Source organism: Streptomyces hygroscopicus subsp. hygroscopicus (genome assembly GCF_001553455.1).
Lineage (GTDB): Bacteria > Actinomycetota > Actinomycetes > Streptomycetales > Streptomycetaceae > Streptomyces > Streptomyces hygroscopicus.
In genome coordinates, this window is record NZ_BBOX01000042.1 from 30508 (window position 1) to 45199 (window position 14692).

General features: G+C 72.1%; 9 protein-coding genes. 8 read left to right on the forward strand and 1 reads right to left on the reverse strand.

Annotated features, from left to right (window positions below):
• Positions 1-182: 182 nt before the first annotated feature.
• The 8 genes from AXW62_RS05715 to AXW62_RS05750 all read left to right on the forward strand — a co-directional run bounded on the left by AXW62_RS05715 (position 183) and on the right by AXW62_RS05750 (position 12075).
• The gene (locus AXW62_RS05715; RefSeq protein ID WP_063817527.1) at positions 183-1487 is read left to right on the forward strand and encodes an MFS transporter; all 1305 of its coding nucleotides are present in this window, start codon (positions 183-185) and stop codon (positions 1485-1487) included.
• Positions 1484-2323, forward strand: a complete 840-nt coding sequence (locus tag AXW62_RS05720) for a putative hydro-lyase (protein ID WP_060943529.1) — start codon at positions 1484-1486, stop codon at positions 2321-2323. The genes AXW62_RS05715 and AXW62_RS05720 overlap by 4 nt, the downstream gene beginning before the upstream one ends.
• A gap of 75 nt (positions 2324-2398) precedes the next feature.
• Complete coding sequence (tgmA, locus tag AXW62_RS05725; RefSeq protein WP_030824907.1) at positions 2399-2590, forward strand: putative ATP-grasp-modified RiPP; 192 nt, start codon at positions 2399-2401, stop codon at positions 2588-2590.
• Positions 2591-2604: 14 nt separating this feature from the next.
• A complete protein-coding gene (gene tgmB, locus AXW62_RS05730; protein ID WP_079105545.1) occupies positions 2605-3624 on the forward strand; it encodes an ATP-grasp ribosomal peptide maturase in 1020 nt (339 codons plus the stop codon).
• Between the two features lie 548 nt (positions 3625-4172).
• On the forward strand, positions 4173-6008 hold the full coding sequence (locus tag AXW62_RS05735) for a glycoside hydrolase family 15 protein (RefSeq protein WP_060943530.1): 1836 nt from the start codon (positions 4173-4175) through the stop codon (positions 6006-6008).
• A gap of 412 nt (positions 6009-6420) precedes the next feature.
• Entirely contained in the window at positions 6421-7566 is a 1146-nt protein-coding gene (gene dgoD, locus AXW62_RS05740) for a galactonate dehydratase (RefSeq protein WP_060943531.1), read from the forward strand.
• Between the two features lie 473 nt (positions 7567-8039).
• Positions 8040-11417: a pyruvate carboxylase gene (locus tag AXW62_RS05745; protein ID WP_060943532.1), complete on the forward strand. Its 3378-nt coding sequence runs from the start codon at positions 8040-8042 to the stop codon at positions 11415-11417.
• Positions 11418-11673: 256 nt separating this feature from the next.
• Positions 11674-12075 carry a DUF3662 domain-containing protein gene (locus AXW62_RS05750; RefSeq protein ID WP_030824892.1) on the forward strand — a complete coding sequence of 134 codons (402 nt, stop codon included), beginning with the start codon at positions 11674-11676 and terminating at the stop codon, positions 12073-12075.
• Here AXW62_RS05750 and AXW62_RS05755 read toward each other — a convergent pair.
• Complete coding sequence (locus AXW62_RS05755; RefSeq protein ID WP_079115494.1) at positions 12056-14578, reverse strand: GH92 family glycosyl hydrolase; 2523 nt, start codon at positions 14576-14578, stop codon at positions 12056-12058. The genes AXW62_RS05750 and AXW62_RS05755 overlap by 20 nt on opposite strands.
• Positions 14579-14692: the final 114 nt, after the last annotated feature.

Sequence of the window (14692 nt, forward strand, 5' to 3'; positions counted from 1 at the left end):
CCGGTGGACGACGGTCATCGGCAGGAGGACTGGTCCTGCGGATGACCGTCGTGCGGACCCCCGGCGCGATGAACCGTTCTCGTCCGCGCGGCAACGCGGACGCGCATCACCCGTCTGCCATCACATCCCGGCCACAGGACAGGTCAGACCCGGAGGGCTCCATGGCGAGCGTACCAACGTCAGTGAACACCACAGGAACCACCGCGGCGGGCCCGGACCGGCCCGCGCCCGGCCCCCGCAAGGCGGCGCTGGCCGCCGCGGCGGGAACCGCCATCGAATACTACGAGTTCGGTGTCTACGGCTATCTGGCCGTCGTGCTCGGACCGCACTTCTTCCCCGGCGACGACCCCACCGCCGCGCTGCTGGCCACGCTGGCGGTCTTCGGCAGCGCCTTCCTGATGCGGCCGCTCGGCGGTGTCCTCCTCGGCCGGCTCGGGGACCGCGTCGGCCGCAAGCCGGTGCTGATCCTCACGGTCGTGGGCATGGGCACCGCCACCATGGCCGTCGGACTGCTGCCGACCGCCGACACCGTCGGGGTGGCCGCTCCCTGCGCGCTGCTGGTGGTGCGGCTGGCCCAGGGGTTCTTCGCGGGCGGCGAGGTGACCGGTTCGGCCACCTATCTCGCCGAGGCCGCGCCCCCCGGCAGGCGGGGCTTCTTCGGCGCGTTCACCCCGGTCGGGGTGGCCCTCGGCGGTGGCGCGGCCGCGCTGGTGGCGGGGGTGGTCTCGACGGTGCTGAGCGAGCGCCAGCTGGAGGCGTACGGCTGGCGGATCCCGTTCCTGCTGTCCTTCCCGCTGATCCTGGTGGCGCTGGCGGCCCGCCGCCACCTGGCCGACTCCGAGGCGTTCCTGGAGAAGAAGCGGGAGCGCGCCACGGCCAAGGCGCCGCTGCGCGAGGTGCTGACCCGCCACCGCGGACCGGTGCTCAAGGTGACGCTGCTGGCCACCGGGTCCAACTGCGGCTACTGGGTGGGCCTGATCTTCATGAACATCTATCTCACCTCCAACCTGGGCTATCCGAAGTCCTCCACCTTCTGGATCATGGGTGGGATCGGGCTGTTCGTGGCCTGTCTCATGCCCCTCTTCGGGGCGCTCTCCGACCGCCTGGGCCGCAAGAAGGTCATCACCCTGGGATTCGCCGGGTACGGGATCCTGGTCGTCCCGGCCATGCTGGTGATGGGGCTCGGCAACTTCCCGCTGGCCATCCTCGCGATGGTGGTCCTGGCGGTGCCGATGCCGATCGTCCAGTCGGTGACGTACCCCACCTACGCCGAGCTGTTCCCCACCGAAGTGCGCTACACCGGGCTGTCGTTCAGCTTCAACATCGGCACCATCCTCGGTGGCGGGCTGAGCCCCTACCTGGCCACCTGGCTGATCGACGGCACCGGCAACCTGCTGGCACCGGGCTTCCTGCTGATGGGGGCCGTGGTGATCGCGCTGCTCACCCTGCGCACGGTCCAGGAGTCCAGCCGGGAGGCGCTGGCATGACCCCGGGCACCCCCGTGCCGTCCACCGCCGCCGCGCTGCGCGAGCTCGCGGCGCGCGGCGAGTGGACCGGCCCCACGGCCGGTCTCCTGGACGGCTACCAGCAGGCCAATCTGGTGGTCGTTCCGCACGCCCTGGCCTTCGACTTCCTGCTCTACTGCGTCCGCAACCCCAAGCCCTGCCCGGTCATCGCGGTCACCGAACCGGGCGACCCGGTGGTGCGCCTCGGGGACACCACGGCGGATCTGCGCACCGAACTGCCCCGCTACCGCGTGTGGCGCCGCGGCCAACTGGTCGACGAGCCCCATGACATCACCGCCTACTGGCGCGAGGACGCGGTCGGTTTCCTGCTGGGGTGCAGCCACACCTTCGAGGGGCCGCTGCGCCGGGCCGGGGTCCCGGTACGGTACGCCACCTCGTCCGCGGCCCCCGCGGTGTATGTGACCGATGTGCCGACCCGGCCGGCCGGCCCGCTCTGCGGCCCACTGGTCGTCAGCATGCGAGCCGTTCCCGGGCCGTTGGTCGCCAGAGCGGTCGAGGTCACCTCGCGTTATCCGACCGGACACGGCGCGCCCGTGCATATCGGGGACCCGGCGGCGCTCGGCATCGCCGACCTCGACCGGCCGGACTTCGGGCCGCCGCCGGTCGTGGAGCCGGGCGACGTCCCGGTGTTCTGGGCCTGTGGCGTCACCCCACAGCTGGTGCTCCCCGCGGCGGCGGCCGACTATACGGTGACGCATTACCCCGGGCATATGTTGGTGTTCGACCACTCCATAGATGTTCCCCAGGATTGTGTGACACACTTCATATCGCAACACACAGGACAAAATCGCCGCTAGTGAGTGCCGTAGACTTTTAAGTACGTACTGTTGCGTGGTGGATAGACGAATACATGGAGCCCCAAGAGGTCACTCATGCAGCCCTTCGTACTGAAGCACGCAATCCCCGCCGAGCGGTCGCCGGCCAGTGTTCCCTACGCCTATAACGCCGCCCTGCAGTTGAATGTCCTCTCCGACGGCCGTCCGGCCATCGCCGACCGGGCGGTGCTGCTGGCGACCGGCACCACCACATCCACCGCCGGCTCCAAGACGCACTTCGACGACTGACCCGCGCAGCGTCGATGACGGTACTCATCCTGACCTGTCACCAGGATGTCACGGCCGACCTGGTGGTGGCTGAGCTGCGCGAACTGGGCGTCCCCCTGGTGCGTTTCGATCCGGCGGACCTTCCGGACCGGGCCGCCCTGTCGACCGAATACGACCGTGGTGACTTCACGGGATATCTGTCGACCGGGGGACGCCTTGTCAGCATCCATGGATTGCGGTCCATCTGGGTGCGAAGACCGGGCCGGCCCGCGGCCCACGCGGCGAATGCGTCGGAGTGGCTGACGGCCGAGTGCGGACAGGCCCTGTACGGGATGCTCTACGCGACGACGGCGCGCTGGATGAACCATCCCGGGGCCGCCGAACCGGCCCGCCACAAACCCTTCCAGTTACGGGTCGCCCAGCGCAGCGGTTTCGCCGTGCCCTCGACCCTCGTCACCACCTATCCGCGAGCGGCGCACGATTTCGCCGTCCGGTGCGCGGACATCGTGGTGAAATCCGCCTCCGGTCCCCCGTCCGTCGATCCCCCGGTCTCGCTGCCCACGACCCGCATCGGACCGGACACGGATTTCTCCGATGTCGCGGCCGGGGCCACCCTTCTCCAGCGGTACGTTCCCAAACGGGCCGACATCCGGCTGATCTGTGTCGGCCAGGAGGTGTTCGCCGCGCGCAAGACCGCCGCGGCCGGCCAGGTGGACGGCCGCTTCGGCTGTCATGGCCACCGCTGGGAGGCCGTGGAGGCACCCGCCGGGATCCTGCACTCCGTGCACACGTACATGGCCCTCACCGGTCTCGCCTACGGGGCGTTCGACTTCGCCGAGGACGCCGATGGCGTCTGGTGGTTCCTGGAGTGCAACCAGGGCGGCCAATTCGGCTTCGTCGAGCTGGAGACCGGTCAGCCCATCGCGGCCGCGATCGCGTCCTGGCTGGCGGCGCCCCACACCGTCCGCCCGCCCCACGGCGCCTCCCCGGTGGACGGCCCCGAGGACCGCCCCGCCGTCGGCCGACCGCATCTGCGGAGGGAACAGCCCCATTGATCCGTGGCGCTGCCGCCGCGAACAACCGCATTGATCCGTGGCACTGCCGCCGCCGGGACACCCGCGCCCGCGCGGCGGCGGGGCCGGTCGCGGCGCCGGTGCGGGAGCGGGCGGCGGGGTCGGTGCCGGAGTCGGCGACAGGGCCGAAGCCGGTGGCGGGACCGGAGCCGGTGGCGGGACCGGAGCCGGCGACAGGGCCGAAGCCGGTGGCGGGACCGGTGCCGGAGCCGACGGCGGGCCGCGGGCACGCCACCGGGCCTCGTCGGCATCGCCTCCGGTACCCCCACCGGGTATCCGGGCCCGGCCGTCACAGTCCGTGGCGGCCGGCTACCCGCAGGCGCCGGTCCGCGTGGGGGCGGCAGGCGCCCGGTGGGCCGGGCGCTGCGCCGGAGCGGCCCGCCGGTCGTATGCTGAAGCGAGGGCGTGCGCCACCCGAGGGGTGCCGCACCGCCGCGCCGACGCTGACAGCACTGACGCGCTGACGACGCTGACGACGCGGACTGTGCCCACCGGGTCGCCGACCCCTCCCCTCAGCGCGGGAGGTTCCGATGACCGTCGCCGAGAACATCCGCCCCCACCGGGGGGACACGTCCGGCTGTGTGCCGATCGCCGAGCACGGCCTGATCGGCGATCTGCGTACCGCTGCGCTCGTCGACACGGGCGGCACCATCGACTGGTACTGCCCGGCCCGCTTCGACGCGCCCAGTGTGTTCGCCTCGATCCTGGACACCGACCGCGGCGGTGCGTTCCGGCTCACACCGGAGGTGCCCGCCCGGACCAAGCAGTTCTACTTCCCCGACACCAACATCCTCATCACCCGTTTCTTCGCGGACGACGGGGTCGCCGAGGTGCAGGACTTCATGCCGATCGTGGACGACTCGCGCGAGGCGGACCGGCACCGGCTGATCCGCCGGGTGCTGTGCGTACGCGGATCGCTGCCCTTCACCGCGCGGGTGGCGCCCCGGTTCGACTACGCCCGGCAGTCGCATACGGTGCACACCGCGGAGGGGCTCACGGTCTTCGCGTCGCCGGAGCTGTCGCTGGCGCTGACCTCCAGCGTCACCACGGAGATCGACGGGCCCGACGCGGTGTCCTCGTTCAAGCTGGTCGAGGGCGAGGCCGCGGTGTTCGCACTCGACCGGATCGGCGGTGCGGTGCAGCCGCGGAGCTGTCCGCTGGCGGAGGCGGAGCAGCTGTTCGACGCGACCGTGCGCTACTGGCGCCGCTGGCTCTCGCAGTCCCGCTACCGCGGGCGGTGGCGGGAGATGGTGCACCGCTCGGCGCTCACCCTCAAGCTGCTCACCTACGCGCCGACCGGCGCCATCGTGGCCGCCCCGACGACCAGCCTGCCCGAGCAGCTCGGCGGCGAGCGCAACTGGGACTACCGGTACGTGTGGATCCGCGATGCCGCGTTCTGCATCTACGCGCTGCTGAGGCTGGGCTTCACCCAGGAGGCCGAGGCGTTCGTGCGCTTCCTGTCGGAGGACATCTGCCTGAAGAGCGGCCCCGGCGGCCCGTTGCAGATCATGTACGGCATCGACGGCCGCAGCGACATCCCCGAGGAGATCCTCTCCCATCTGCGGGGCCATCTGGGCTCCTCCCCGGTCCGGGTCGGCAACGCCGCGGTCGACCAGCTCCAGCTGGACATCTACGGGGCGCTGGTGGACTCCCTCTACCTCTACGACAAGTGGGGCCGGCCCCTGGCCAGCGACCACTGGGACACCGTCTGCGAACTGGTCGGCTGGGTCTGCGACAACTGGGACCGGCCGGACATGAGCGTGTGGGAGACCCGCGCCGGGCCCGGACGTTTCCTGTACTCGCGGCTGATGTGCTGGGTCGCGATCGAGCGGGCGATGCGCATCGCCCGCCACCGCGGACTGCCCGCGGACATGCCCCGCTGGTCGCGGGCGCGCGATGACATCTACCGCCGGATCATGCGCTCCGGCTGGTCGCCACGGCGGCGGGCCTTCGTACAGCGCGAGGGCGAGGAGGTGCTCGACGCGTCGGTGCTGATGATGCCGCTGGCGAAGTTCATCTCCCCGACCGACCCCAAGTGGCTGTCCACGCTGGACGCGCTGGGCGAGGAGCTGGTGGCCGATTCGCTGGTCTACCGCTACGACCCCACGGTCAGCCCGGACGGGCTGCGCGGGGAGGAGGGCACCTTCTCCATCTGCTCGTTCTGGTACGTCGAGGCGCTGTCCCGGGCCGGCCGGGTGGACGAGGCGCGGCTGGCGTTCGAGAAGATGCTCACGTACGCCAACCATGTCGGGCTGTACGCGGAGGAGATCGGCCACACCGGTGAGCAGATCGGCAACTTCCCGCAGGCGTTCACCCATCTCTCGCTCATCAGCGCCGCGTTCAACCTGGACCGGGCCCTGGGCTGACCACGGGCGGCGCACGGAGGACAGGCCGGGGCCGGTCCGGTGCGACTCGGTGCGGCCCGGCCGCCTGCCCGTCTTCGCGGAGGGCGTCCTCCCCGCGCCCCATCCGGAAACCGGCTGCCCCGGCTGCTCCCTGGGGCGGTTCGCCCAGGGGTGAGGGCCCGGGGATCCGCCGTGGATCGACCGGCACCGCGTCCTGACCACCGGCCCGGAGAGCCCCTGGCTCACCCTCCCGCGGGACGCGCCCAACCGCCTGACGGTGCGTCAGGTATACGGACACGGCGGCGTGATGACGGCTTCCCCACGTTGAGATGACCTGTCCTCACGGTCTTTTCGGCTTCGAAGGCTTGCGCGAGTTCTCGTTATTTATCAATTATTGTCGCGGCCGCGCTCATCCCAGGGAAGGACACCGCCCGTGAAAATCACTCGTATCGAGACATTCCTGGCCCCGTCGCGCTGGATGTTCGTCCGGGTGGACACCGACGAGGGGGTGGCCGGCTGGGGCGAGCCGGTGGTCGAGGGGCGGGCCGAGCCGGTCCGCGCCGCCGTCGAGGTGCTCGCCGAGTATCTGATCGGCCAGGACCCGATGCGGATCGAGGACCACTGGCAGGTGATGACCAAGGGTGGCTTCTACCGCGGCGGGCCGGTCCTCTCCAGCGCCGTCGCCGGGCTCGACCAGGCGCTGTGGGACATCAAGGGCAAGCACTACGGCGTACCGGTGTACCAGTTGCTCGGCGGTCCGGTGCGGGAGCGGGTCCGCGCGTACGCCTGGATCGGGGGCGATGAACCCGAGGAGATCCGGGACGCGCTCACCGCGCAGAGCGAGGCGGGGTTCACCGCCGTGAAGATGAACGGCTGCGGCCGGATGACCCCGGTCGCCACCCGCGCGGAGATACGTGCCGCGGTGCGGCGCGCCGAGACCGCCCGCGAGGTCCTCGGCGACGACCGCGACTTCGGCCTGGACTTCCACGGCCGGGTCTCCCCCGCCAACGCCCGCCGGCTGCTGCCGCTGCTCGCCGAGGCGGCGCCGATGTTCGTCGAGGAGCCGGTGCTCTCCGAGCACATGGACACCGTCCCGGACCTGGTGAACGCCTCCCCGATCCCGCTCGCGCTCGGTGAGCGCCTGTACTCCCGGCGCGAGTTCATCGCCCCGCTGCGGGCCGGGGTGGCCATCCTCCAGCCCGATATCTCGCATGCGGGCGGCATCTCCGAGCTGCGGCGCATCGCCGCCCTCGCCGAGACCCACGGTGCCCAGCTCGCCCCGCACTGCCCGCTCGGCCCGGTGGCGCTGGCCGCCAGTCTGCAGATCGCCTTCACCACCCCGAACTTCCTGATCCAGGAGCAGAGCATCGGCATCCACTACAACCGGGGTGCCGAGCTCCTCGACTACGTGACCGATCCGGAGCCCTTCCGGTTCACGGCCGGGCAGCTGTCGCGCACCGACCGCCCGGGGCTGGGCATCGAGGTGGACGAGGAAGCGGTGCGCGCCGCCGACCGCCGTGGCCACGCCTGGCGCAATCCGGTCTGGCGCCACCCGGACGGCTCGCTCGCCGAGTGGTGAGTCCGGACCGCCGAGTGGTGAGCCCGGACCGCCGAGTGCCCGGTGCCCGGCCCGGTGAGCCGGGCAGGGCACCGGAAGGCTCCCGGTTCAGCGTGCCGGCGCGGCTACGGCCACGGTGCGCGGCCGTCCGGGTGCTCGGGACCGGCGGGCCCATGGGGACCGGCGGTGGCCGCGCGCCCGACCGGCTCCCCGCCCCGTGTGCGGGTGCCGTTCTCGCTGAGCACCGTTCCCGCCGGACACCGTTCCCGCCGAGCGCCGTTCCCCCGGACGCCGTTCCCGCCGAGCGTCCGTTTCTCCTGGCGCGGCCACCCGGACTCGCCGCGTATCCACGCCACCATGGATGATGAGGCCGGGTGCGGTACCGCGCGCCGTCCGGGAGAACTCGATCACACACCGGGCACCCTTCCTGGTGAGCGGCAGTAGGGTTCGCCGACAAGCGTGTGTTGGTACCGGGCAGGTAGAAGGGATCGGGCATGTTCCGCAAGGTGCTGGTCGCCAATCGTGGAGAAATCGCCATTCGCGCCTTCCGCGCCGGATATGAGCTGGGCGCGAGAACCGTCGCCGTGTTCCCGCACGAGGACCGCAACTCACTGCACCGGCTGAAGGCCGACGAGGCGTACGAGATCGGTGCGCCGGGCCATCCGGTGCGGGCCTACCTCTCCGTGGAGGAGATCGTCGGCGCGGCGCGCAGGGCGGGCGCCGACGCGGTGTATCCCGGATACGGCTTCCTGTCGGAGAACCCCGACCTCGCCCGCGCGTGCGAGGAGGCGGGGATCACGTTCGTCGGCCCCAGCGCGCAGACCCTGGAGCTGACGGGGAACAAGGCGCGTGCGGTGGCCGCCGCCCGCGCGGCCGGGGTGCCGGTGCTCGGCTCCTCCGAGCCGTCGACCGATGTGGAGGAGCTGGTCCGGGCCGCGGACGAGCTGGGCTTCCCGGTGTTCGTCAAGGCCGTCGCCGGTGGCGGCGGGCGCGGAATGCGCCGGGTCGAGACCCGGGAGGCGCTGCGCGAGTCCATCGAGGCGGCGGCGCGGGAGGCCGAGTCCGCCTTCGGCGACCCCACGGTCTTCCTGGAGAAGGCCGTGGTGGAACCCCGCCATATCGAGGTGCAGATCCTCGCCGACAGACAGGGCGATGTCATCCACCTGTTCGAGCGTGACTGTTCGGTGCAGCGGCGCCACCAGAAGGTGATCGAGCTGGCGCCCGCGCCCAACCTCGATCCCGAGCTGCGGTCGCGCATCTGCGCGGACGCGGTGAGGTTCGCCCGGCAGATCGGCTATCGCAACGCGGGCACGGTGGAGTTCCTGCTCGACCGCGACGGCCGCCATGTGTTCATCGAGATGAACCCGCGGATCCAGGTCGAGCACACGGTGACCGAGGAGATCACCGATGTCGATCTGGTGCAGGCGCAGTTGCGGATCGCCGCCGGCCAGACGCTGGCCGACCTCGGCCTGGCACAGGACACGGTGTATCTGCGGGGCGCGGCGCTGCAGTGCCGGATCACCACCGAGGACCCGGCCAACGGCTTCCGCCCGGACACCGGGATGATCAGTGCCTACCGCTCCCCGGGCGGCTCGGGCATCCGGCTGGACGGTGGCACCACCCACGCCGGTGCCGAGATCAGCGCCCACTTCGACTCGATGCTGGTCAAGCTGACCTGCCGGGGGCGGGACTTCACCGCCGCGGTCGGCCGGGCCCGGCGCGCGCTGGCGGAGTTCCGCATCCGGGGCGTGTCCACGAACATCCCCTTCCTCCAGGCCGTGCTGGACGATCCGGACTTCCGGGCCGGGCAGGTCACCACCTCGTTCATCGAGCAGCGGCCGCACCTGCTGACCTCGCGGCACTCCGCCGACCGCGGCACCAAGCTGCTCACCTATCTCGCCGACGTCACGGTGAACAAGCCGCATGGCGAGCGGCCGCATCTGATCGACGCGGCCACCAAGCTGCCTCCGGTGCCGGACACCGCGCCGCCCGCCGGCTCCAAGCAGCGGCTCACCGAACTCGGCCCGGACGGTTTCGCGCGTTGGCTGCGCGAGTCGCCGACGATCGGCGTCACCGACACCACCTTCCGGGACGCCCACCAGTCGCTGCTGGCCACCCGGGTCCGCACCAAGGACCTGCTGGCCGTGGCCCCGGTGGTGGCGCGGACCGTGCCCCAGCTGCTGTCGCTGGAGTGCTGGGGCGGGGCCACCTACGACGTGGCACTGCGCTTCCTCGCCGAGGACCCGTGGGAGCGGCTCGCCAAGCTGCGCGAGGCGGTGCCGAACATCTGTCTGCAGATGCTGCTGCGCGGCCGCAACACCGTGGGCTACACGCCGTATCCCACCGAGGTGACCAACGCCTTCGTACGGGAGGCGGCGGCCACCGGGATCGACATCTTCCGGATCTTCGACGCGCTCAACGACATCGGGCAGATGCGGCCCGCGATCGACGCGGTACGGGAGACGGGCACGGCGGTTGCCGAGGTGGCGCTCTGCTACACCTCCGACCTGTCCGATCCGTCGGAGAAGCTCTACACCCTGGACTACTACCTGCGGCTCGCCGAGCAGATCGTGGCCGCGGGCGCGCATGTGCTGGCCATCAAGGACATGGCGGGGCTGCTGCGCGCCCCGGCCGCGGCGAAGCTGGTCTCGGCGCTGCGCAGGGAGTTCGACCTGCCGGTGCACATCCACACGCATGACACCGCGGGCGGTCAGCTGGCCACCTATCTCGCGGCGGTCCAGGCCGGTGCGGACGCGGTGGACGGCGCGGTGGCCTCCATGGCGGGCACCACCTCCCAGCCGTCGCTGTCGGCGATCGTGGCCGCCACCGACCACTCCGACCGGCCGACCGGGCTGGATCTGGAGGCGATCGGCGGCCTGGAGCCGTACTGGGAGGCGGTGCGCAAGATCTACGCGCCGTTCGAGGCGGGCCTCGCCTCGCCGACCGGGCGGGTGTACCACCACGAGATCCCCGGCGGTCAGCTGTCCAATCTGCGCACCCAGGCCATCGCGCTCGGCCTCGGCGACCGCTTCGAGGAGATCGAGGCGATGTACACCGCCGCGGACCGGATCCTGGGCCATCTGGTGAAGGTCACCCCGTCCTCCAAGGTGGTCGGCGATCTCGCGCTGCACCTGGTGGGGGCCGGGGTGTCACCGGAGGACTTCGAGGCGGAGCCGGGCCGGTACGACATCCCGGACTCGGTGATCGGCTTCCTCCGCGGCGAGCTGGGCAATCCGCCGGGCGGCTGGCCCGAGCCGTTCCGCAGCAAGGCGCTGGAGGGCCGCGCCACCGCCCGGCAGCCGGCCGGGGAGCTGTCCGCCGAGGACCGTGAGCAGTTGGAGAAGGATCCGCGGGCGACGCTGAACCGGCTGCTGTTCCCCGGTCCGACCAAGGAGTTCGAGGCGCACCGGCAGGCCCACGGCGACACCAGCGTGCTGGACAGCAGGGACTTCTTCTACGGGCTGCGGCCCCGCCAGGAGTACCCGGTGGACCTCGAGCCCGGTGTCCGGCTGCTGTTCGAGCTGGAGGCCATCGGCGACGCCGACGAGCGCGGCATGCGCACGGTGATGGCCTCGCTGAACGGCCAGCTCCGCCCGATCCAGGTGCGGGACACCTCGGTGGCCTCCGATGTACCGGCCACCGAGAAGGCCGACCGGAGCGACCCCGGCCATGTGGCGGCGCCCTTCGCGGGGGTGGTGACGCTGGCGGTGTCCGAGGGCGACCAGGTGGAGGCGGGCGCCACCGTGGCGACGATCGAGGCGATGAAGATGGAGGCCACCATCGCGGCCCCGCGGAGCGGGACGGTGTCGCGCATCGCCATCAGCGCGATCCAGCAGGTGGAAGGCGGCGATCTGCTGGTCGCGCTCACCTGAGAAGGACGGCGGTGACGGGCCGCCGCCACCGGTCCCCGGACCCTCGGGGCAGGGGTTCTCGGTGGCGGCGCCTGGCGTACCGCCCGGCAGCCCGGTGACCGGCAGCGCACCGGCCGCGGCCACGGCCGCGAGGACCGTCAGCGCCGGCCCCATCGCCGTGAGGAAGGCACCGGCCGCCCAGCGCGGCCCGTCACCGGGCGGCCGGCCGGCGGCGTCGCCGGGCATGAGGTGCGGCAGACCGGGAACCCGCGAGGGCATGCAGACGCTGAACCGGTGGGAACGGGCGATAGAGCGCTGGGAGGCATCGCTGCTCGCCAAGGTGGCACGCAGCGAGCCGGTCGAACTCCTCGACGCCCTGAAACGTGAATGCGACAGCCACGCCGTGGTGTGCGGGCCGACCCGGGTGGTGGTGCCCAACGTCTACGACGTCGAGCTCGCCGACGCGGTGTACGAGGAGCTGACCCGGCGTGGCTGTCGCGTGGGACAGGTGCTGACGGACCGTCTGATGCGCCACGCCGAGGACAAGGGCTATGAGTGGGCCGGCCCGCTCGCCGTACGGGTCTCCCGGTCGGACCGGGTGCCCAACGGACGGTACCGGGTGGTGGGCCGGCCCATGCGCCACATCCGCGCGGACGCGTTCACCGACGCCGCGGCCTAGGCATGCGGTCCGCGGACGACGCGCTCCCCGGGCAGCACGCCCGGCGCGTCAGCGGGGCAGCCGGTCGGGCGGTGGCCCATCCGGTGGCGGGCCGGCCGGCCAGGTCGAAGGAGAGCGAGCCGCCACCGCGCAGGAACGAGCCGTCCAGCCACGAGGTGTCGTGCGGCTTGCCGTTCACCCGCACCCCGGCCACGTAGAAGGCACCGTCGGACGCCTCCGGGGCGGCGATGGTGAGGGCGCGCCGCCGCCCCGCCGGGGCGATCACCGCGCGAGGGAAGAGCGGGCCGGTGAGCAGGGCCTCGGCACGCCCCGGGGCCTGCGGGTAGATGCCCAGCGCCGCGAACACGTACCACGCGGACATGGTGCCCAGGTCGTCGTTGCCGGGCAGCCCCGACGGGCCGGTCCCGTACACGGTGTCCACGATCTGGCGCACCGTCTCCTGGGTCTTCCACGGCTGCCCGAGCGCGTTGTAGAGCCAGGGGGCGTGGATGCCCGGCTCATTGGTGGGGTCGTAGCGCAGCGGGTCGCCGCCACGGACCGACCATGAGCCGTCGGGCTTGTGGAAGAAGCCGTCCAGCCGGGCCGCCGCCGTCTCGCGTCCGCCCATGGCCTCGGCGAGCCCCTGGACGTCCTGCGGCACCATCCAGGTGTACGTGGCCGCGCTGCCCTGCGCGAAGCCCCGGTCGGAGGCCGGGTCGAACGGGGTCACCCAGGAGCCGTCCCGGTTCCTGGCCTGGACGGAGCCCGCCGTGGCGGTGGCGTCCGGGTTGAACACATTGCGCCAGTAGCCGCCGCGGGCGCCGAGCTCCTCGGCCTCCTCGGCGCGGCCGAGCAGCCGGGCCCAGCGGGCGAGCGCGTCATCGGCGACGGAGTCCTCCAGGGTCTCCGCGGCGCCGCCCCAGCAGTGGCAGACGTCCTGCGCCGCGTACCCCGAGGCCAGGTACTGGGCGAGGTTCGGGCGCTGGCCCTCGCACTGCCCCGGGCAGCCCTTGTCGGAGAGCCCGTCCGGGTGGGGGACGGTGGCCTGGCGGTAGAGGGAGTCGAAGGCGCCCTCGGCGTCGAAGTTGCGCACCCCCATCGCGTAGAAGGTGGCGAGCGTGGCCGCGGAGGGGTCGCCGGTCATCACATGGGTGGCGCCGCTGATGTGCACCCAGCGGTCCCACACCCCGCCATTCTGCCGGGCGAAATTGAACAGCGACTGGGCGAAGTCACCGGCGACCCGGGGCTGGAGCAGGGCGAGCAGCTGCACCTGGGCGCGGTACTGGTCCCAGCCGGAGAAGTTGCTGTACTGCGCCTTCTGCCCGCGCTCCAGACGGTGCGGTGTGCCGTCCATGCCCGGGTAGCGTCCGTCGGTGTCACTGACCAGGTTGGGCTGTTGCAGCGCGTGGTACAGGGCGGTGTAGAACGCGGTGCGGCGCGGCTCGCTGCCGCCGCTGATGCGGACGGCGCGCAGTTGCCGGTCCCAGGCGGCCCGGCCGTCCGCCGCCACCTCGGCGACGCTCGCCCGGGGCGCTATCTCGGCGCGGAGGTTGGCCTCGGCGCCCGCCAGGGACACGTACGAGATGCCGAGCCGCATGTGGACGTCGGTGTCGCGTGTGGTGTCGAAGCCGACGTACCCGCCGGAGCCGCGCCCGGCCCGGTCCGCGCCGGTGAGGTACCCCTCGCCGCCGTCGGCGGTGGTGGCGCCGGCTGCGAGCCGGTCGTTCTCCCAGGTGCCGACGGTGGAGAAGGCGCGGTCGAAGGAGGCGCTGAAGTGGAGGCGGTAGTACGTCGTGCGGTTGTTCTCGCCGCCGTTCGCACGCCGTCCGCAGAAGGCGCCGGTCAGGACCCAGCCGGTGACCTTGCGCCGCCGGGCGTCGATCTCGATGTGGGCGTTCTCGCTGCCGTTGAGCGAGTTGGAGGTGCGGAACAGCAGATGGGCCGGGGCGCCCCGGGGGAAGGAGAAGTCGGCGACACCGGCCCGCTCGCTCACCGCGAGATCGGCGACCGCGCCCGAGTCCAGCCCCACCCGGTAGTGGCCGGGCTCGGCCTTCTCCTGGTCGTGCGAGAAGCCGGCGGCGTACTTCTGGTCCTTGGTGTCCGCGGTGGGCGAGGTGTCGACCTGGCCCACGAACGGCATGATCGGCACATCGCCCGCGGCTCCGGGGTGGCAGCCCGCGCCGTTGACGTGGGTGAGGCTGAAGCCCCGGGTGCGGGTGGTGTGGTAGGAGTACCCGTTGGCCGCCGCGGTGTTGGTCTGGTCGCCGGCGGTGCTGGTCGGGGACCAGGCGATCATGCCGAACGGCACGTTGGCGCCGGGGTAGGTGTTGCCGCCGCCCGCGGAACCGATCAGCGGGTCCACGTAGTCGACGGGGTGGCGTACCTCGCCGGCCGGTGGCGCCGCGCTCGCCGCGGGGGCCGCGGCGAGCGGGGCGAGCAGCGCGCCGACGGCCACCGCCACTCCCCCGCCGACCAGCGCCGACCGGCTCCTGAGCCGCTTTCGGTGCGCTCTGTGCGTCTCCATCTTGGGATCACGCCCTTCCGTGTGTCGGTGTGAACCTACGGGCCTACGGTGACGGTGGGGTGAACCGGAGTACAGCGATGCGCGGTTGGCCACGGGACCGGTCCCGTGGCCCGG